The following is a 19253-nucleotide window of genomic DNA, read 5'->3' on the forward strand; positions in this document are numbered from 1 at the left end:
CAGTCAGTTACGGAACGGGAATTTGAATGCGCGCAGCAAGGCGCGGCCTTCATCATCCGTACGTGCAGTGGTGGTCAGAGTGATATCCAAGCCGCGCAGAGCATCAATTTTATCGTAATCGATTTCTGGGAAGATAATCTGCTCTTTAACACCCATGCTGTAGTTGCCACGACCATCAAAGGACTTGGCATTCAGACCACGGAAGTCACGCACGCGTGGCAGAGAAATGGCCAGTAGGCGGTCCAAGAACTCATACATACGTTCACGACGCAGAGTCACCTTAACACCGATTGGCCAGCCCTCACGCACTTTAAAACCCGCAATGGATTTTTTAGCGTGGGTAACAACTGGTTTCTGACCCGCAATCTTTTCCAGATCGGCCAGAGCATTTTCGATGATTTTCTTATCACCGATTGCTTCACCAAGCCCCATATTCAGGGTGATCTTGGTAATGCGTGGAACTTCCATCACATTGGCAAGCTTCAGCTCTTCTTTCAGCTTGGGTGCAATTTCGTTCCGATACACTTCTTTCAGTCGTGCCATGGTTATTTACCTAGCAGTCTCAAGCATCGACTGGTTTTTGAGTCGACTTGAAGATACGGATTTTTTTGCCCTCTTCCACCTTAAAGCCAACGCGATCTGCTTTGTTGGTTTCAGCATTGAAAATGGCAACATTGGAAACGTGTAACGGTGCTTCTTTTTCGACGATACCGCCTTGCACACCCAGCATAGGGTTAGGCTTGGTATGACGCTTAACGAGGTTCACACCACCTACAACCAGACGGTCGTCAGTGAGAACCTTCAGCACCTTGCCACGCTTGCCCTTGTCTTTACCGGCAATGACGATGATCTCGTCGTCACGACGAATCTTTTGCATGACAGCCTCTCCTTACAGCACTTCGGGAGCCAGTGAGACGATCTTCATGAACTTCTCAGAGCGAAGTTCACGGGTCACAGGCCCGAAAATACGAGTGCCGATGGGCTCTTGCTTGTTGTTCAAAAGAACAGCGGCATTGCCATCAAAACGGATGATGGAACCGTCAGGACGACGAACGCCGTGTTTGGTACGAACCACCACAGCAGTCATCACTTGACCTTTTTTTACTTTGCCGCGAGGAATAGCTTCCTTGACGGCAACTTTAATGATGTCACCAATGCCCGCATAACGACGGTGAGAACCGCCAAGCACCTTGATGCACATTACCCGACGGGCGCCGCTGTTGTCGGCAACCTCGAGCATGGATTGAGTCTGGATCATCTTTTTTCTCCGACCTTAACCCTTAGACTTCGACGGCGCGTTCAACAACGTCAACCAGCGTCCAAGACTTGGTTTTAGCCAGCGGACGAGTTTCACGGATGGTTACCGTGTCACCGATACGGCACTGGTTAGTCTCATCATGGGCATGCAGCTTGGTCGAGCGCTTTACATACTTGCCATAGATCGGGTGCTTTACACGGCGCTCAATCAGCACAGTAATGGTTTTATCCATTTTGTCGCTGACGACACGGCCGGTCAGTGTACGAACAGTTTTCTGAGCTTCAGCCATGATTATTTTCCTGCCTGCTGGTTGAGCACAGTTTTAACACGAGCGATATCGCGCTTAATCTGCGGCAGCAGGTGAGACTGAGCCAATTGGCCGGTCGCTTTCTGCATGCGAAGATTGAACTGATCACGCAGCAGACCGAGCAATTGCTCATTCAGCTGCTCAACGGATTGCTCACGAAGTTCTTTCGCTTTCATCACATCACCGTCCGCTTAACAAAGGTGGTGGCGAGTGGCAGCTTGGCAGCGGCCAGAGCGAAGGCTTCACGCGCCAGTTCTTCAGAAACGCCCTGAATTTCGTAAAGGACTTTACCGGGTTGAATCTGGGCTACCCAATATTCAACGCCACCCTTACCTTTACCCATCCGCACTTCAAGGGGCTTCTTGGTCACAGGCTTATCTGGGAACACGCGAATCCAGATTTTACCACCACGTTTTACGTGACGAGTTAGAGCACGACGAGCTGCCTCAATTTGACGAGCAGTCAGACGACCACGCGCCACGGATTTCAGGGCAAACTCACCAAAGCTCACTTTGCTACCGCGATGAGCCAGACCACGGTTGTGGCCAGTCATCTGCTTGCGGAATTTTGTACGCTTAGGTTGCAACATGATGCGTACCCCTTACTTAGCAGCTTTTTTACGAGGTGCAGGTGCTTGAGGTTTTAGCTCTTCATGCTGGCCACCAATGACCTCGCCTTTGAAGATCCAAACTTTCACACCGATCACACCGTAGGTGGTATGGGCTTCATAAGTGTTGTAGTCGATATCAGCACGCAGAGTGTGCAGAGGTACTCGACCTTCGCGGTACCATTCGGTACGAGCAATTTCAGCTCCGCCCAAACGACCACTCACTTGAATCTTGATGCCTTTAGCACCGATACGCATGGCGTTTTGTACCGCACGCTTCATGGCGCGACGGAACATCACACGACGCTCTAGCTGTTGAGCAACGCTTTGTGCAACCAGCATGGCATCGAGTTCCGGCTTGCGGATTTCCTCAATGTTGATATGAACTGGAACACCCATTTGCTTGGTCAGGTCTTGACGCAGTTTCTCGACATCTTCACCTTTCTTGCCAATCACGATACCGGGACGAGCAGTGTGAATAGTGACGCGAGCAGTTTGAGCTGGACGCGCAATATCGATGCGGCTTACAGACGCGCTTTTTAATTTGTCTTGCAGGTATTCACGAACCTTCAGGTCAGCAAACAGATAGTCGGCGTAATTGCGGCCGTCTGCATACCAAACCGAAGTGTGATCCTTGACGATTCCCAGGCGAATGCCAGTGGGATGTACTTTCTGACCCATCTGATCGACTCCGTTACTTGTCCGCAACCTTGACAGTGATATGGCAAGACCGCTTGACGATGCGATCAGCGCGGCCTTTAGCGCGCGGCATGATGCGCTTAAGCGAGCGCCCTTCGTTGACAAAGACTGTGGAAACTTTCAAATCATCCACGTCGGCGCCTTCATTGTGCTCGGCGTTAGCGATAGCTGACTCCAGCACTTTTTTCATAATTTCGGCAGCTTTTTTGCTGCTAAAGGCCAGAAGGTTTAGGGCTTCGCCTACCTTCTTACCACGAATTTGATCAGCAACCAGGCGTGCTTTCTGGGCAGAAATGCGAGCGCCTGATAGCTTAGCGGCTACTTCCATTTTCTACCCCTTAGCGTTTGCCTTTTTTGTCTGCCGCATGACCGCGATAGGTGCGGGTTGCAGCAAACTCACCGAGTTTATGGCCAACCATATCCTCGTTCACGAGAACTGGAACATGTTGACGGCCATTGTGTACAGCAATGGTCAGACCGACCATTTGTGGCAGAATCATTGAGCGACGCGACCAAGTTTTAACTGGTTTGCGATCGTTCTTTTCAACAGCCACTTCAACCTTTTTCAGCAGGTGAAGGTCGATGAAAGGACCTTTTTTCAGAGAACGCGGCACAGTGGTATCCCCTTAGTTACTTGCGACGACGAACAATCATGTTATCGGTACGCTTGTTGGAGCGAGTCTTCGCACCTTTGGTTGGGAAGCCCCACGGAGAAACCGGATGACGACCACCAGAAGTACGACCCTCACCACCACCATGCGGGTGATCAACAGGGTTCATTGCCACACCGCGGACGGTTGGGCGAATACCACGCCAGCGTTTAGCACCGGCTTTACCCAGAGAACGCAGGCTGTGCTCAGAGTTAGAAACTTCACCCAGAGTTGCCTTGCACTCAGCTAATACTTTGCGCATTTCACCAGAGCGTAGACGCAGAGTAACATAAGCTCCTTCACGAGCTACCAACTGTGCAGAAGCACCCGCAGAGCGAGCGATCTGAGCGCCTTTACCCGGCTTCAGCTCAACACCATGAATGGTGGAACCCACAGGGATATTACGCAATGGCAGCGTGTTGCCTGGTTTGATCGGAGCATTCACACCAGAGATCAGTTGATCACCAGCGCTAACGCCTTTAGGAGCGATAATGTAACGACGCTCACCATCGGCATACTTCAATAGAGCGATGTGCGCAGTACGGTTAGGATCGTACTCAATACGCTCAACTACGGCCGGGATACCGTCTTTATTGCGACGGAAATCGACCAAGCGGTAATGTTGCTTATGACCACCACCCACATGACGCGTGGTAATACGGCCATTGTTGTTACGACCACCGGACTTGGATTTTTTCTCTAGCAAAGGAGCATAAGGTGCGCCTTTGTGCAGATCCGGGTTAACAACCTTAACGACAAAACGGCGGCCTGCCGAAGTCGGTTTGCACTTAACAATTGCCATGATTCTCTCCTTTACTCAGCAGCAGTGCTGGTGAAGTCGAGATCTTGGCCAGGCTGGAGGGCCACATAGGCCTTTTTCCAGTCATTGCGCTTGCCCAGACCGCGAGCGGTACGCTTAGTTTTACCCTGAACATTCAGAGTAGTAACACGCGCAACCTTCACACTGAACAGGCTTTCAACGGCCTTCTTGACTTCCAGCTTGGTCGCATCAGTAGCAACCTTGAAAACGAACTGGTTTTGGGTATCTGCCAGTCGGGTGGCCTTCTCGGAGATGTGCGGGCCAAGCAGCACTTTAAATACGCGTTCCTGGTTCATCCCAGCAGCTCCTCGAACTTCTTCACCGCAGATACGGTCATCAGCACTTTTTCATAAGCGATCAGACTGACGGGATCGGAGCCCTGAACATCACGCACATCAACATGCGGCAGGTTACGAGCGGCCAGATACAGATTCTGATCCACAGCGTCCGACACGATCAGTACGTCATTTAGACCCAGACCGTTCAGCTTGCCCAACAGAGTTTTGGTTTTTGGCGCTTCAACAACAAAGTCATCCACGACAACCAGACGCTCAGAACGAACCAGCTCGCTCAAAATAGAACGCAGAGCAGCGCGGTACATTTTCTTGTTGAGCTTTTGTTCGTGGTTTTGCGGACGAGCTGCGAAGGTTACACCACCGCCACGCCAGATTGGGCCACGAGTAGTACCAGCACGAGCACGGCCAGTACCTTTCTGACGCCAAGGGCGCTTACCGCCACCGGATACGTCAGAGCGAGTTTTTTGTTGCTTACTGCCTTGGCGAGCGCCAGCCAGATAAGCTACAACAGCTTGGTGCACCAGGGTCTCGTTGTATTCGCCACCAAAGGTGCGATCAGAAACATCGATGGCCGCAGCACCGCTTACATTCAATTGCATCTCAGCACTCTCCCCTTACGCACGCGCCTTGACTGCTGGACGCACAATGACATCACTGCCTGTTGCACCTGGAATAGCGCCTTTAACCAGCAGTAAGTTGTGCTCAACGTCAACACGTACGACTTCCAGGGACTGGACTGTCACACGCTCGGCACCTAAATGGCCGGACATTTTTTTGCCCTTAAATACGCGACCGGGAGTCTGGCACTGACCGATAGAACCCGGAACACGGTGCGACAGGGAGTTACCGTGGGTATTATCTTGACCACGGAAGTTCCAGCGCTTGATGGTACCGGCAAAGCCTTTACCTTTAGACTGGCCTGTAACGTCTACTAATTGACCCGCTTCAAACTGCTCAACGGTCAACAAATCGCCTGTAGTGAAGTCACCTTCGGCTAGACGAAATTCCAGTACAGTACGACCAGCCGCCACATTGGCCTTGGCAAAGTGACCTGCCTGAGCTTTAGTAACGCGAGAAGCACGGCGCTCACCAACGGTAAGCTGAATAGCACGGTAGCCATCGCTTTCCTCAGTTTTAAACTGAGTAACGCGGTTAGGCTCAACTTCAATGACCGTGACCGGAACGGAAACACCTTCTTCGGTGAAAATACGGGTCATACCGCATTTACGACCGACTACACCAATAGTCATTCTGTAAACCTCTTGAGTGTACGGGGCTTTCACCCGCTATGGCCGCCCATTTCAGAGCGTTACACGACTAAAGCCGAGGCCTTAGCCGAGGCTGATTTGCACTTCCACGCCAGCCGCAAGGTCGAGCTTCATCAGCGCGTCAACAGTTTTATCTGTTGGCTGGACGATATCCAGCACACGCTTATGGGTACGGATTTCATACTGATCGCGTGCGTCTTTATTGACGTGCGGAGAAATCAGTACAGTGTACCGCTCTTTGCGAGTAGGCAGCGGAATCGGACCACGCACCTGAGCCCCAGTACGTTTCGCGGTATCCACGATTTCTTGGGTGGATTGATCGATCAGGCGATGGTCAAAAGCCTTCAACCGAATGCGAATTTGCTGATTTTGCATTTTGACCTCTGACTCCTAATTGCTGCCTCACCGCCTGAATTACAGGCAGTAAAAGGAGGCGCAATTCTACGGATGCCCTTAGGATGTGTCAATAAATGATCAAAAAGGAAAAGGCCCGCGAGGGGCCTTTTCCTTCAATCAGTCGAAATTACTCGATGATTTTAGCAACCACGCCAGCACCTACAGTACGGCCACCCTCACGGATTGCGAAGCGCAGGCCTTCTTCCATAGCGATCGGAGCGATCAGAGTCACAACCAGTTTCACGTTGTCACCCGGCATGACCATCTCAACGCCTTCTGGCAGCTCACAGTTACCTGTTACGTCCGTAGTACGGAAGTAGAACTGAGGACGATAGCCTTTGAAGAAAGGAGTATGACGACCGCCTTCTTCTTTGGACAGAACGTAGACTTCAGATTCGAACTTGGTGTGCGGCTTGATAGTGCCGGGCTTAGCCAGAACTTGACCACGCTCAACGTCTTCACGCTTAGTACCACGCAGCAGAACACCAACGTTCTCACCGGCACGACCTTCGTCCAGCAGCTTGCGGAACATTTCCACACCAGTACAGGTAGTTTTGGTGGTCGCACGGATACCAACGATTTCCACTTCTTCCTGGATTTTGACGATGCCGCGCTCTACACGACCGGTTACTACAGTACCACGACCGGAAATGGAGAATACATCTTCGATGGGCATCAGGAACGGCTTGTCGATAGCGCGCTCAGGCTCTGGAATGTAGGAGTCCAGAGTTTCAACCAGCTTCTTAACAGCGCTGGTACCCATTTCGTTGTCGTCTTGGCCGTTCAGAGCCATCAGAGCAGAACCGATGATGATCGGAGTGTCATCGCCGGGGAAATCATAGGTGGACAGCAGGTCACGGACTTCCATCTCAACCAGTTCCAGCAGCTCAGCGTCGTCCACCATGTCGGCCTTGTTCAGGAACACGACGATGTAAGGTACGCCTACCTGACGGGACAGCAGGATGTGCTCACGAGTCTGAGGCATGGGGCCGTCAGCAGCGGAGCAAACCAGAATAGCGCCGTCCATCTGAGCAGCACCGGTAATCATGTTCTTCACGTAGTCAGCGTGACCGGGGCAGTCAACGTGTGCGTAGTGGCGAACAGCAGAGTCATACTCTACGTGAGCGGTGTTAATGGTGATACCACGTGCTTTTTCTTCAGGAGCGGAGTCGATCTTATCGAAGTCGACCTTGGCGCTACCCCAAACCTCGGAGCAAACACGGGTCAGAGCAGCAGTCAGAGTAGTTTTACCGTGGTCAACGTGACCGATGGTGCCTACGTTGACGTGCGGTTTGTTACGTTCAAATTTTTCCTTAGCCACGACAGTAAACCTCTTGCCTAAAGGGCTTGATTAGCCTTGTTTTTTAACCAGTGCTTCGACGATGTTCGACGGAGCTTCAGCGTACTTAGAGAACTCCATGGAGTAGCTGGCGCGACCCTGGGACATGGAGCGAACATCGGTTGCGTAACCGAACATTTCCCCCAACGGAACCTCGGCACGGATTACCTTACCAGAAACCGTATCTTCCATACCCTGGATCAGGCCACGACGACGGTTCAGGTCACCCATCACGTCACCCATGTAGTCCTCAGGAGTCACCACTTCGACCTTCATGATCGGTTCGAGAACCACGCCGCCACCCTTCTGGGCCAGCTGCTTGGTCGCCATGGAGGCAGCGATCTTGAACGCCATCTCGTTGGAGTCGACATCATGGTAAGAACCATCGAACACGACTGCCTTCAGACCGAGGAGCGGATAACCGGCAACAACGCCGTTTTTCATCTGCTCTTCGATACCTTTTTGGATCGCTGGGATGTATTCCTTCGGAACCACACCACCGACCACTTCACTGGTGAATGTCAGACCTTCTTCGCCTTCATCAGCCGGCGAGAAGCGAATCCAGCAGTGACCAAACTGACCACGACCACCGGACTGACGAACGAACTTACCTTCGATCTCAACACCGACCTTGGTGATTTTCTCACGGTAGGAAACCTGAGGCTTACCAATGTTGGCTTCAACACCGAACTCGCGCTTCATACGGTCGACGAGAATGTCGAGGTGCAGCTCACCCATACCAGAGATAATGGTCTGGCCGGTTTCTTCGTCGGTCTTGACGCGGAACGAGGGGTCTTCCTGAGCCAATTTGCCCAGAGCGATACCCATCTTCTCTTGGTCAGCCTTGGTTTTGGGTTCCACAGCGACGGAAATTACCGGCTCTGGGAAGTCCATACGCTCAAGGATAATCGGTTTTTCGATGGAGCACAGGGTGTCACCTGTGGTTACATCTTTCATGCCGATCAGAGCCGCGATGTCACCAGCGCGTACTTCTTTGATCTCTTCACGGGTGTTGGCGTGCATTTGCACCATACGACCTACGCGCTCTTTCTTGCCTTTGACCGAGTTGATGACCGAGTCACCAGAGGCCAATACGCCAGAATAAACACGGGCGAAAGTCAGAGTACCGACGAAGGGGTCAGTGGCAATCTTGAACGCCAGCGCAGAGAACGGCTCGTCGTCACTGGCGTGACGCTCGTCGAACTGCTCAGCAGCGACCTGCTCTTTCGGAGTATCAGCCAGATCCGGGTGGATGCCTTTGATAGCAGGGATCTCGGTTGGTGCTGGCAGGAAGTCGATCACCGCATCGAGAACCAGAGGCACGCCCTTGTTCTTGAAGGAGGAGCCGCAAACAGCCGGTACGATTTCGCAGGCGATGGTGCGCTGACGCAGACCCGCAATAATCTCTTCGCGGGACAGGTCGCCCTCTTCGAGATACTTATTCATCAGCTCTTCGTTGGCTTCAGCAGCCGACTCAACCATGTTGGAACGCCATTCTTCGGCCAGGTCTTGCAGCTCCGCAGGAATTTCTTCCTCACGGTAGGTCATACCTTGGTCGTCTTCGTTCCAATAAATGGCTTTCATCTTCAGCAGATCAATTTGGCCTTGGAAGTTTTCTTCCGCACCAATAGCCAGCTGTACAGGAACCGGAGTATGGCCCAGACGCTTTTTGATTTGCTCAACAACGCGCAGGAAGTTAGCGCCGGCACGGTCCATTTTGTTCACGTAGACGATACGCGGAACGCCGTATTTGTTGGCTTGACGCCATACGGTTTCGGACTGAGGCTCAACACCAGAGGTGCCGCAGAACACTACTACAGCACCGTCCAGAACGCGCAGAGAACGCTCTACTTCAATGGTGAAGTCTACGTGTCCGGGCGTGTCGATGATGTTAACGCGATAGTTGTCGTACTGTTTGGTAGAGCCTGCCCAGAAGGCAGTGGTTGCGGCGGAGGTAATGGTAATACCCCGCTCTTGCTCTTGCACCATCCAGTCCATGGTCGCGGCACCGTCATGTACCTCGCCCATCTTGTGGTTGACACCTGTATAAAACAGGATCCGCTCGGTGGTGGTGGTCTTACCAGCATCTACGTGGGCGCAGATACCGATATTCCGGTAGCGGTTAATAGGGGTTGTACGAGCCACAATAATATCCTCGCGGGATGCACAGGGCGGATCTTAGAAGCGGTAATGCGAGAACGCCTTGTTGGCCTCAGCCATACGGTGCACGTCTTCACGTTTCTTGACAGCAGCACCCTTACCATCATGGGCGTCCAGCAACTCGCCAGCCAAACGCAGAGCCATGGATTTTTCACCACGCTTGCGTGCTGACTCTACCAGCCAACGCATGGCCAGTGCATTACGACGAGAAGGGCGAACTTCGACCGGAACCTGGTAGGTGGCACCACCTACACGGCGTGATTTCACTTCGACCAGTGGAGCAATGGCGTCAAGTGCTTTTTCGAAAATTTCCAGGGGGTCGCTGTTCTTACGGGTTTTAACTGCGTCCAGAGCACCGTACACGATACGTTCAGCGACGGATTTTTTGCCGCTTTCCATTACGTGGTTCATGAACTTGGCGAGAATTTGGCTGCCGTATTTTGGATCATCTAAGATCTCACGTTTAGCAGCAATGCGACGTCTTGGCATGGATAAGCCCTCAAACGGTCTTCAGGTTAGCCCGGAACGCTGTCCGGCCTTACTCTTATCGACTCAGATTAGTACAGTATGGCAAAACAAGGCCCTATTTCGGACGCTTGGCACCGTATTTGGAACGGCCTTGCTTACGGTCTTTAACACCGGAGGTATCCAAAGAACCGCGCACGGTGTGGTAACGCACACCAGGAAGGTCTTTTACCCGGCCACCACGGATCAGAACAACGCTGTGCTCTTGCAAGTTATGGCCTTCACCACCGATGTAGGAGGTCACTTCGTAGCCATTGGTCAGACGCACACGGCAAACTTTACGCAGTGCGGAGTTAGGCTTTTTCGGAGTGGTGGTGTATACGCGGGTGCAAACGCCACGACGTTGCGGGCAGTTTTGCAGCGCAGGCACGTCGCTTTTCTCGACGAGGCGCTTGCGCGGCTGGCGTACCAGCTGGTTAATGGTTGACATCTAATAGCTCCACTGTGGTCTTTCGACACAAACGAAAATGGCAGGGCACGCCACCCCGCCAATTTAAGGGCACACGAGTCTAAAGAGCTTCCAGCTTAGCGTCAATATCTACACGCTAGGCTAGGAGCTCTGAGGGTGCCCTAAAGATCAGCCCTCGCTGGAGTTCAGCGCCTCGGTCAAAGCGGCTTCTACCTCATCAGCACTGACACGGGTCGGCTTAAAGGCGTCACGTTTACGCTTACGCTCACTGTGATAGGCCAAACCCGTACCGGCCGGAATCAAGCGACCCACAACTACGTTCTCTTTCAGGCCACGCAGGTAGTCACGTTTGCCGGTTACCGCAGCTTCGGTCAGTACGCGTGTGGTCTCTTGGAAGGAGGCGGCCGAGATGAAGGACTCCGTCGACAAAGAGGCTTTGGTAATGCCCAACAGAATACGCTCGTACTTGGCTGGGAAGCGGTCTTCCGTGCTCAGTACTTCGTTTTCTTCCAACACTTGAGTAAGTTCGACCTGATCACCTTTGATAAAGCTGGAATCACCGGATTCGGTAACCTCCACTTTACGCAACATCTGACGCAGGATGGTCTCAATGTGCTTGTCGTTGATCTTCACACCCTGAAGGCGGTATACGTCCTGAATCTCATTGACGATGTACTTAGCCAGTGTGCTAACACCCAACAGACGCAAAATATCATGCGGGTTGCTTGGGCCGTCAGAGATTACTTCCCCTCGGTTAACCTGCTCACCTTCGAACACGTTCAGGTGCCGCCACTTCGGAATCAGTTCCTCGTACGGCTCGCTACCATCCGTAGGCGTAATGACCAGACGACGCTTACCTTTGGTTTCTTTACCGAAGGCAATGGTACCACTGACCTCCGCCAGAATAGAGGGCTCTTTTGGACGGCGGGCTTCGAACAAGTCGGCCACACGCGGCAGACCCCCGGTGATATCGCGAGTTTTCGAGGTTTCTTGCGGGATACGGGCGATGATGTCACCCACACCTACTTCAGCGCCATCTGCTACACCCACCAAGGCGTTCGCAGGCAGGAAGTACTGAGCCTGCACATCCGTACCGGGCAGCATCAGATCTTTACCGTTTGCATCCACCAGCTTCACGGCAGGACGAATGTCTTTACCGGCTGCTGGACGGTCTTTGGCATCCATCACTTCAATGTTGGTCAAACCGGTCAGCTCATCGGTTTGACGCTTGATGGTGATGCCCTCTTCCATACCTACGAAGGTCACACGACCTTTCATCTCGGTCACGATGGGGTGGGTGTGCGGATCCCATTTGGCCACCACGGTACCCGGATCGACCTTATCGCCTTCCTTCACGGAAATAACCGCGCCATAAGGCAGTTTATAACGCTCACGCTCACGACCAAAGTCATCGGCTACGGCCAGTTCACCGGAGCGAGAAACCGCTACCAAGTTGCCGTCCAGACGCTCAACGTGCTTGAGGTTGTGCAGACGAATGGTACCGCCGTTTTTCACCAGCACGTTATCCACGGCTGAAGTCCGGCTAGCCGCACCACCGATGTGGAAGGTACGCATGGTCAGCTGAGTACCGGGCTCACCGATAGACTGGGCTGCGATTACACCCACAGCTTCACCGATATTGACCAAGTGCCCACGCGCCAAATCACGGCCGTAGCAGCAAGAGCAAATACCATAACGAGTTTCACAGGTGATAGGAGAGCGCACCACCACTTCGTCGATGGTGTTCAGCTCAATAAACTCAACCCATTTTTCATCAATCAAAGTACCCGCTGGAACCAATACTTCATCAGTACCGGGCTTGAGCACGTCTCGAGCGATCACACGGCCCAGCACACGCTCACCCAGAGGTTCAACCACGTCACCGCCTTCAATGTGCGGAGTCATGACGAGACCTTGATCAGTACCACAATCGACTTCAGTAACTACCAAGTCCTGCGCCACATCTACCAGACGACGGGTCAGGTAACCGGAGTTCGCGGTTTTCAACGCGGTATCCGCCAGACCTTTACGCGCACCGTGGGTAGAGATGAAGTACTGGAGTACGTTCAAACCTTCACGGAAGTTCGCCGTAATGGGCGTTTCGATGATGGAGCCGTCGGGCTTGGCCATCAGACCCCGCATACCGGCCAGCTGACGAATCTGGGCCGCAGAACCCCGCGCACCGGAGTCCGCCATCATATACATAGAGTTGAAAGACTCCTGATCCACTTCGTCGCCTTTGCGGTCAATGACCTTCTCTTTTGAGAGGTTGGCCATCATCGCTTTAGAGACTTCATCGTTAGCCTTGGACCAAAGGTCGATCACCTTATTGTACTTCTCACCCTGAGTCACCAGACCCGAGGCGTACTGGGTTTCGATTTCCTTCACTTCCTCGGTGGCAGAGTCAATGATGCGGGCTTTTTCGTCCGGGATCACAAAGTCGTTCACACCAATGGATACGCCGGACATGGTGGAGAAGGCAAAACCTGTGTACATCAACTGATCAGCGAAGATGACGGTATCTTTCAGGCCCACCATGCGGTAGCAATGGTTGATCAGACGCGAGATAGCCTTCTTCTTCATGGATTGGTTAATCACATCAAAAGACAAGCCCGCAGGCACTACTTGGAATAGCAGTGCACGGCCTACAGTGGTATCCACAATACGGGTACGCGCCAGCAGAGAACCGTCTTTCTGCTTCACTTTCTCGTTGATCCGCACTTTAACACGGGCATGCAAAGAGGCTTCGCCCATACGGAAGACGCGATCCACTTCTTGCAGATCGGCAAACACGCGGCCCTCGCCTTTGGCGTTCACGGCTTCGCGGGTCATGTAGTACAGACCCAAGACCACGTCCTGAGAGGGAACGATGACCGGCTCACCGTTGGCAGGTGACAGCACGTTGTTGGTGGACATCATCAGAGCACGTGCTTCCAACTGAGCCTCAAGGGTCAGGGGCACGTGTACCGCCATCTGGTCACCGTCAAAGTCGGCGTTATAGGCCGCGCACACCAGAGGGTGCAGTTGCAGGGCTTTACCCTCAATCAACACTGGCTCGAACGCTTGAATACCCAGACGGTGTAGGGTCGGGGCGCGGTTGAGCAGTACGGGATGCTCGCGGATCACCTCAGCCAGAACGTCCCAAACCTCGGGCAGCTCACGCTCCACCATCTTCTTAGCGGCTTTGATGGTGGTGGCCATGCCTTTGGCTTCTAACTTTCCGAAAATGAAGGGCTTGAACAGCTCCAGCGCCATTTTCTTCGGCAGACCACACTGGTGCAAACGCAGAGTCGGGCCTACGGTAATCACTGAACGACCGGAGTAATCCACGCGCTTGCCGAGCAGGTTCTGACGGAAGCGGCCTTGTTTACCCTTGATCATATCAGCCAGGGATTTCAGCGGACGCTTATTAGAACCAGTGATGGCACGGCCACGGCGACCGTTATCCAGCAGGGCATCTACTGCTTCTTGCAGCATGCGCTTTTCGTTGCGCACGATGATGTCCGGCGCGGCCAGATCCAGCAGGCGCTTCAGACGGTTGTTACGGTTGATCACCCGACGGTAAAGGTCGTTCAGATCGGAGGTGGCAAAACGGCCACCGTCCAGCGGAACCAAGGGGCGCAGATCGGGAGGCAGTACGGGCAATACCGTCAGTACCATCCATTCGGGCTTGTTGCCAGAACCTTGGAAAGCTTCCATCAGCTTCAAACGCTTGGACAGCTTCTTGATCTTGGTTTCGGAGTTGGTTTGCGGAATCTCTTCCCGCAGACGGCCAATTTCATATTCCAGATCAATCTGGATTAGCAGCTCACGAACGGCTTCAGCACCCATACGGGCATCGAAGTCGTCACCAAACTCCTCTAAAGCCTCAAAATACTGCTCATCGTTCAGCAGTTGGCCTTTTTCTAGGGTAGTCATGCCCGGATCAATGACCACATAGCTCTCAAAGTAGAGCACGCGCTCAATATCACGCAGGGTCATGTCCAGCAGCAAGCCAATACGGGACGGCAGGGACTTTAAGAACCAAATATGGGCAACCGGCGAGGCTAACTCAATGTGAGCCATGCGCTCACGACGCACCTTGGCCAGAGCCACTTCTACACCACATTTTTCGCAGATCACACCGCGATGCTTGAGGCGCTTGTACTTACCACATAAACACTCGTAATCCTTTACCGGGCCAAAGATTTTGGCGCAGAACAAGCCATCACGCTCGGGCTTGAAGGTACGGTAGTTGATGGTTTCTGGCTTTTTAACTTCGCCATAAGACCAAGAGCGGATCATTTCAGGGGAGGCTAGACCAATGCGGATGGCATCGAACTCTTCCAGTTGACCCTGATTTTTCAGAAGATTCAGCAGATCTTTCAAAGTCTGTTCTCCTCACGGACGCGTAATGCCCAGAATTCTGGGCATTACAGGGCAGCGCGAATTATTCGGTTTCCAGTTCGATATCGATGCCGAGCGAACGGATTTCCTTGATCAACACGTTGAAGGACTCCGGCATTCCGGCTTCCATACGGTGATCGCCGTCCACGATGTTTTTGTACATCTTGGTCCGACCGTTCACATCGTCCGACTTCACAGTCAGCATTTCTTGCAGCGTATAGGCCGCGCCGTAGGCTTCCAGCGCCCAGACCTCCATCTCCCCGAAACGCTGACCACCAAACTGCGCCTTACCACCCAAGGGTTGTTGAGTGACTAAGCTGTAGGAGCCAGTGGAACGCGCGTGCATCTTGTCGTCCACTAAGTGGTTCAGTTTGAGCATGTACATGTAGCCGACGGTAGTCGGACGCTCAAAGGCATTACCCGTGCGACCATCATAGAGGCGCATCTGACCACTTTCTGGCAGATCGGCTAGCTTAAGCATTGCCTTGATTTCGGTTTCCTTAGCCCCGTCGAATACCGGCGTGGCAATAGGTACACCGCCTTTCAGGTTGTTAGCCAACTCCAGAATTTCGGTATCGCTGAACTCGTCGAGGCTTTCTTGGCGACCACCAATTTCGTTGTAGATTTCGTGCAAGAACTGCCGTAATTCGGCAATTTTACGCTGCTCTTCCAACATGCGGTTGATCTTCTCGCCCAGACCGCGTGCAGCCAGCCCCAAATGGGTTTCCAGAATCTGGCCCACGTTCATCCGTGAGGGTACGCCCAGCGGGTTCAGTACGATATCTACCGGCACGCCATTTTCATCGTGGGGCATGTCTTCCACGGGCATGATCACCGAAACCACACCCTTGTTACCGTGGCGACCGGCCATCTTATCGCCCGGCTGGATACGGCGTTTGATGGCCAGATACACCTTAACCACTTTGAGCACGCCAGGGGCCAGATCATCGCCTTGTTGCAGCTTGCGCTTCTTATCTTCGAACTTCTCATCCAACAGACGGCGACGATCAGCGATGTAGGCTTGGGCTTTTTCTAGCTGCTCATTCAGCGCATCATCGGCCATACGCAACTTGAACCATTGGCCATGATCCAGACCGTTCAAGATTTCGTCGGTGATTTCAGTGCCTTTTCTCAGCGCCGGGCCGCCTTCAGCCACGGCACCAACCAAGGCAGCGCGCAGACGCTCAAAGGTCGCCCCTTCAACGATACGAAACTCTTCGTTGAGGTCTTTACGGATCTCATCCAACTGCTGCTTTTCAATCGCCAGCGCGCGGGAGTCACGTTCTACCCCATCACGGGTGAAGACCTGAACGTCGATCACCGTACCCTTGGTACCGGTGGGCACGCGCAGGGAGGTGTCTTTAACGTCAGAAGCTTTTTCACCGAAGATGGCGCGCAGCAGTTTTTCTTCTGGTGTCAGTTGGGTTTCGCCTTTCGGAGTTACCTTACCAACCAGAATATCACCGGCTTGCACCTCAGCACCGACGTAGACGATACCGGCTTCATCCAATTTGTTCAGCGCTGCTTCACCCACGTTCGGGATATCAGCGGTGATTTCTTCTGGGCCGAGTTTAGTATCACGGGAGATACAGCTCAGTTCCTGAATATGGATGGTGGTGAAGCGATCTTCCTGCACCACGCGCTCAGACAGGCAGATGGAGTCTTCGAAGTTGAAGCCGTTCCAAGGCATGAAAGCCACGCGCATATTTTGGCCCAGCGCCAGCTCACCCATGTCAGTGGATGGACCGTCCGCCATAATATCGCCACGCACTACCTGATCACCTTGCTTCACCAGTGGACGCTGGTTGATACAGGTGTTTTGGTTGGAGCGGGTGTATTTGGTGAGGTTGTAAATATCTACACCGGCTTCGCCCGTTTCCACCTCGTCGTCGTTGACCCGCACCACAATACGACTGGCATCTACAGAGTCAATTACACCGCCACGACGTGCTACCACACACACACCGGAATCGCGGGCTACGTTGCGCTCCATGCCAGTACCCACCAAGGGCTTATCAGAGCGCAAGGTAGGTACGGCCTGACGTTGCATGTTGGAACCCATGAGGGCCCGGTTCGCATCGTCGTGCTCAAGGAAGGGAATCAAGGCCGCTGCCACCGATACTACCTGACGGGGCGAGACATCCATCAGACTCACATCTTCAGGAGCCTTTACAGTGAATTCGTTCAAGTGGCGAACGTTAACCAGCTCTTCCACCAGACGGTGATCAGCATCCATTTTGGCCGAAGCCTGAGCCACTACATGCTCTGCCTCTTCAATGGCAGACAGATACACGATTTCATTCGTAACCTGCCCTTCTTTCACCACACGGTAAGGACTTTCCAAGAAGCCGTACTGGTTGGTACGGGCATAAGCGGCTAAGGAGTTAATCAAGCCGATGTTCGGGCCTTCAGGCGTTTCAATGGGACATACACGACCGTAATGGGTTGGGTGTACGTCGCGCACTTCGAAGCCTGCACGCTCACGGGTCAAACCACCTGGGCCGAGGGCTGAAACACGGCGTTTATGGGTAATCTCGGACAGCGGGTTGTTCTGATCCATAAACTGAGACAGTTGGCTGGAACCAAAGAACTCTTTCACCGCTGCGGCCACTGGCTTAGCGTTGATCAGATCCTGTGGCATCAAGCCTTCGCTTTCCGCCATGGATAGGCGCTCTTTAACAGCGCGCTCTACACGAACCAAACCGATACGGAATTGGTTTTCCGCCATTTCACCGACGCAACGCACACGGCGGTTACCCAAGTGGTCGATATCGTCGACAATGCCTTTGCCGTTACGGATATCCACCAGCGTTTTGAGCACTGCAACAATATCTTCTTTGCTCAGTACACCCGGGCCTTCGATTTCAGTACGACCGATACGGCGGTTGAACTTCATCCGACCTACGGCAGATAGGTCATAACGCTCGGCACTGAAGAACAAATTACCGAACAGCGCCTCAGCCGCGTCTTTGGTCGGTGGCTCGCCAGGACGCATCATGCGGTAAATTTCGACTAAAGCATCCAACTGATTGGCTGTAGAGTCGATCTTTAGGGTATCGGAAATGAAGGGGCCGCAGTCAATATCGTTGGTGTACAGGGTTTCAAAGCGAACCACCTGACCCTTAACGATTTTTACCATCGCATCCAAGGTCAATTCGGTGTTGCAGTCCACCAAGATCTCACCAGTAGCTGGGTGCACAATGGCCTGCGCCGTCGTACGACCCAGCACATAGTCCATAGGCACTTCCAGTTCTTTAATGCCAGCCTTTTCCAACAAACTAATATGACGCGCAGTAATCCGGCGACCTTGCTCAACAATAATCTTGCCGCTGGCATCTTTGATATCGAATACCGCGATTTCACCTCGCAGACGCTTAGGCACAAGCTCTAGTGCCAAGACTTCGCCACGGATGTGGAATACGTTGGTATCGTAAAAGGTATCCAAAACCTCTTCGGTGGAATACCCCAAAGCGCGCAGCAGCACAGTTGCAGGCAATTTGCGGCGACGGTCGATACGCACAAACACCGCGTCTTTTGGATCGAACTCAAAATCCAACCAAGAACCACGGTAAGGAATGATACGGGCGGAATACAGCAATTTACCGGAGCTATGTGTCTTGCCACGGTCGTGATCGAAAAATACACCCGGAGAACGGTGGAGCTGGGAAACGATAACGCGCTCAGTACCGTTAATAACAAAGGTACCGTTTTCAGTCATCAGGGGAATTTCCCCCATGTAGACTTCCTGCTCTTTGATATCTTTGATAGCGCGGTTTGAAGACTCTTTATCAAAGATAATCAGGCGCACTTTAACCCGTAGTGGGACAGCAAAGGTTACCCCACGCAGTACGCACTCTTTCACGTCAAAGGCAGGATCGCCTAGGCGATAACCTACATACTCCAGCGCAGCGTTACCGGAATAGCTGATAATCGGAAAAACGGATTTAAACGCCGCATGCAAGCCAACATCGCGTAAGCGCTCCTTGGACACACCGACCTGTAGGAACTCGCGATATGAATCCAGCTGGATGGCCAGAAGATACGGCACATCCATTACGTGCGGTAACTTGCTAAAGTCCTTGCGGATACGTTTTTTCTCAGTGTATGAGTAAGCCATCAGCATTCCCCAGCTT

At 52.9% G+C, this 19253-nt stretch carries 20 protein-coding genes; all 20 read right to left on the bottom strand.

Going from position 1 to position 19253, the window contains the following annotated elements; translation table 11 throughout:
• Nucleotides 1-3 precede the first annotated feature (3 nt).
• The 20 genes from rplE to rpoB all read right to left on the bottom strand — a co-directional run bounded on the left by rplE (nt 4) and on the right by rpoB (nt 19237).
• Nucleotides 4-543: a 50S ribosomal protein L5 gene (gene rplE, locus LX59_RS14165; protein ID WP_144573025.1), complete on the bottom strand. Its 540-nt coding sequence runs from the start codon at nt 541-543 to the stop codon at nt 4-6.
• A 19-nt stretch (nt 544-562) separates the two neighbouring features.
• Nucleotides 563-877 carry a 50S ribosomal protein L24 gene (gene rplX, locus LX59_RS14170; RefSeq protein ID WP_144573027.1) on the bottom strand — a complete coding sequence of 105 codons (315 nt, stop codon included), beginning with the start codon at nt 875-877 and terminating at the stop codon, nt 563-565.
• A gap of 12 nt (nt 878-889) precedes the next feature.
• On the bottom strand, nt 890-1258 hold the full coding sequence (rplN, locus tag LX59_RS14175; protein WP_144573029.1) for a 50S ribosomal protein L14: 369 nt from the start codon (nt 1256-1258) through the stop codon (nt 890-892).
• Nucleotides 1259-1280: 22 nt separating this feature from the next.
• Nucleotides 1281-1547 carry a 30S ribosomal protein S17 gene (gene rpsQ, locus LX59_RS14180; protein WP_144573031.1) on the bottom strand — a complete coding sequence of 89 codons (267 nt, stop codon included), beginning with the start codon at nt 1545-1547 and terminating at the stop codon, nt 1281-1283.
• Nucleotides 1548-1549: 2 nt separating this feature from the next.
• Complete coding sequence (gene rpmC, locus LX59_RS14185; RefSeq protein WP_144573033.1) at nt 1550-1741, bottom strand: 50S ribosomal protein L29; 192 nt, start codon at nt 1739-1741, stop codon at nt 1550-1552.
• A complete protein-coding gene (gene rplP / locus LX59_RS14190; RefSeq protein WP_144573035.1) occupies nt 1741-2154 on the bottom strand; it encodes a 50S ribosomal protein L16 in 414 nt (137 codons plus the stop codon). The genes rpmC and rplP overlap by 1 nt, the downstream gene beginning before the upstream one ends.
• 12 nt (nt 2155-2166) lie before the next feature.
• Nucleotides 2167-2853 carry a 30S ribosomal protein S3 gene (gene rpsC / locus LX59_RS14195; protein WP_144573037.1) on the bottom strand — a complete coding sequence of 229 codons (687 nt, stop codon included), beginning with the start codon at nt 2851-2853 and terminating at the stop codon, nt 2167-2169.
• 13 nt (nt 2854-2866) lie between these two features.
• A complete protein-coding gene (gene rplV, locus LX59_RS14200) occupies nt 2867-3199 on the bottom strand; it encodes a 50S ribosomal protein L22 (RefSeq protein WP_144573039.1) in 333 nt (110 codons plus the stop codon).
• 10 nt (nt 3200-3209) lie between these two features.
• A complete protein-coding gene (rpsS, locus tag LX59_RS14205) occupies nt 3210-3485 on the bottom strand; it encodes a 30S ribosomal protein S19 (RefSeq protein ID WP_144573041.1) in 276 nt (91 codons plus the stop codon).
• 16 nt (nt 3486-3501) lie between these two features.
• A complete protein-coding gene (gene rplB, locus LX59_RS14210) occupies nt 3502-4323 on the bottom strand; it encodes a 50S ribosomal protein L2 (RefSeq protein WP_144573043.1) in 822 nt (273 codons plus the stop codon).
• Between the two features lie 11 nt (nt 4324-4334).
• A complete protein-coding gene (rplW, locus tag LX59_RS14215; RefSeq protein WP_144573045.1) occupies nt 4335-4637 on the bottom strand; it encodes a 50S ribosomal protein L23 in 303 nt (100 codons plus the stop codon).
• Nucleotides 4634-5236 carry a 50S ribosomal protein L4 gene (rplD, locus tag LX59_RS14220; protein WP_144573047.1) on the bottom strand — a complete coding sequence of 201 codons (603 nt, stop codon included), beginning with the start codon at nt 5234-5236 and terminating at the stop codon, nt 4634-4636. Before rplD ends, rplW begins: the two co-directional genes overlap by 4 nt.
• A 15-nt stretch (nt 5237-5251) precedes the next feature.
• On the bottom strand, nt 5252-5887 hold the full coding sequence (rplC, locus tag LX59_RS14225; RefSeq protein ID WP_144573050.1) for a 50S ribosomal protein L3: 636 nt from the start codon (nt 5885-5887) through the stop codon (nt 5252-5254).
• 81 nt (nt 5888-5968) lie between these two features.
• A complete protein-coding gene (rpsJ, locus tag LX59_RS14230; protein ID WP_144573052.1) occupies nt 5969-6280 on the bottom strand; it encodes a 30S ribosomal protein S10 in 312 nt (103 codons plus the stop codon).
• Nucleotides 6281-6428: 148 nt separating this feature from the next.
• A complete protein-coding gene (gene tuf / locus LX59_RS14235; RefSeq protein ID WP_144573054.1) occupies nt 6429-7622 on the bottom strand; it encodes an elongation factor Tu in 1194 nt (397 codons plus the stop codon).
• A 30-nt stretch (nt 7623-7652) separates the two neighbouring features.
• Nucleotides 7653-9785: an elongation factor G gene (gene fusA, locus LX59_RS14240; protein ID WP_144573056.1), complete on the bottom strand. Its 2133-nt coding sequence runs from the start codon at nt 9783-9785 to the stop codon at nt 7653-7655.
• A gap of 33 nt (nt 9786-9818) precedes the next feature.
• Nucleotides 9819-10289 carry a 30S ribosomal protein S7 gene (rpsG, locus tag LX59_RS14245; protein ID WP_144573058.1) on the bottom strand — a complete coding sequence of 157 codons (471 nt, stop codon included), beginning with the start codon at nt 10287-10289 and terminating at the stop codon, nt 9819-9821.
• Nucleotides 10290-10383: 94 nt separating this feature from the next.
• Entirely contained in the window at nt 10384-10755 is a 372-nt protein-coding gene (gene rpsL, locus LX59_RS14250) for a 30S ribosomal protein S12 (RefSeq protein ID WP_144573060.1), read from the bottom strand.
• Nucleotides 10756-10902: 147 nt separating this feature from the next.
• The gene (rpoC, locus tag LX59_RS14255; protein ID WP_144573062.1) at nt 10903-15102 is read right to left on the bottom strand and encodes a DNA-directed RNA polymerase subunit beta'; all 4200 of its coding nucleotides are present in this window, start codon (nt 15100-15102) and stop codon (nt 10903-10905) included.
• Between the two features lie 61 nt (nt 15103-15163).
• The gene (rpoB, locus tag LX59_RS14260; protein ID WP_144573064.1) at nt 15164-19237 is read right to left on the bottom strand and encodes a DNA-directed RNA polymerase subunit beta; all 4074 of its coding nucleotides are present in this window, start codon (nt 19235-19237) and stop codon (nt 15164-15166) included.
• Between the last annotated feature and the right edge of the window lie 16 nt (nt 19238-19253).

The sequence above is a fragment of the Azomonas agilis genome (assembly GCF_007830255.1).
In the GTDB taxonomy this organism is placed as follows: Bacteria; Pseudomonadota; Gammaproteobacteria; order Pseudomonadales; family Pseudomonadaceae; genus Azomonas; species Azomonas agilis.

Excerpts from the sequence above, each read along its gene's own strand:
- rplE (WP_144573025.1), bottom strand. The coding sequence starts at position 543 with ATGGCACGACTGAAAGAAGTGTATCGGAACGAAATTGCACCCAAGCTG.
- rplX (WP_144573027.1), bottom strand. The coding sequence starts at position 877 with ATGCAAAAGATTCGTCGTGACGACGAGATCATCGTCATTGCCGGTAAA.
- rplN (WP_144573029.1), bottom strand. The coding sequence starts at position 1,258 with ATGATCCAGACTCAATCCATGCTCGAGGTTGCCGACAACAGCGGCGCC.
- rpsQ (WP_144573031.1), bottom strand. The coding sequence starts at position 1,547 with ATGGCTGAAGCTCAGAAAACTGTTCGTACACTGACCGGCCGTGTCGTC.
- rpmC (WP_144573033.1), bottom strand. The coding sequence starts at position 1,741 with ATGAAAGCGAAAGAACTTCGTGAGCAATCCGTTGAGCAGCTGAATGAG.
- rplP (WP_144573035.1), bottom strand. The coding sequence starts at position 2,154 with ATGTTGCAACCTAAGCGTACAAAATTCCGCAAGCAGATGACTGGCCAC.
- rpsC (WP_144573037.1), bottom strand. The coding sequence starts at position 2,853 with ATGGGTCAGAAAGTACATCCCACTGGCATTCGCCTGGGAATCGTCAAG.
- rplV (WP_144573039.1), bottom strand. The coding sequence starts at position 3,199 with ATGGAAGTAGCCGCTAAGCTATCAGGCGCTCGCATTTCTGCCCAGAAA.
- rplB (WP_144573043.1), bottom strand. The coding sequence starts at position 4,323 with ATGGCAATTGTTAAGTGCAAACCGACTTCGGCAGGCCGCCGTTTTGTC.
- rplW (WP_144573045.1), bottom strand. The coding sequence starts at position 4,637 with ATGAACCAGGAACGCGTATTTAAAGTGCTGCTTGGCCCGCACATCTCC.
- rplD (WP_144573047.1), bottom strand. The coding sequence starts at position 5,236 with ATGCAATTGAATGTAAGCGGTGCTGCGGCCATCGATGTTTCTGATCGC.
- rplC (WP_144573050.1), bottom strand. The coding sequence starts at position 5,887 with ATGACTATTGGTGTAGTCGGTCGTAAATGCGGTATGACCCGTATTTTC.
- rpsJ (WP_144573052.1), bottom strand. The coding sequence starts at position 6,280 with ATGCAAAATCAGCAAATTCGCATTCGGTTGAAGGCTTTTGACCATCGC.
- rpsG (WP_144573058.1), bottom strand. The coding sequence starts at position 10,289 with ATGCCAAGACGTCGCATTGCTGCTAAACGTGAGATCTTAGATGATCCA.
- rpsL (WP_144573060.1), bottom strand. The coding sequence starts at position 10,755 with ATGTCAACCATTAACCAGCTGGTACGCCAGCCGCGCAAGCGCCTCGTC.
- rpoB (WP_144573064.1), bottom strand. The coding sequence starts at position 19,237 with ATGGCTTACTCATACACTGAGAAAAAACGTATCCGCAAGGACTTTAGC.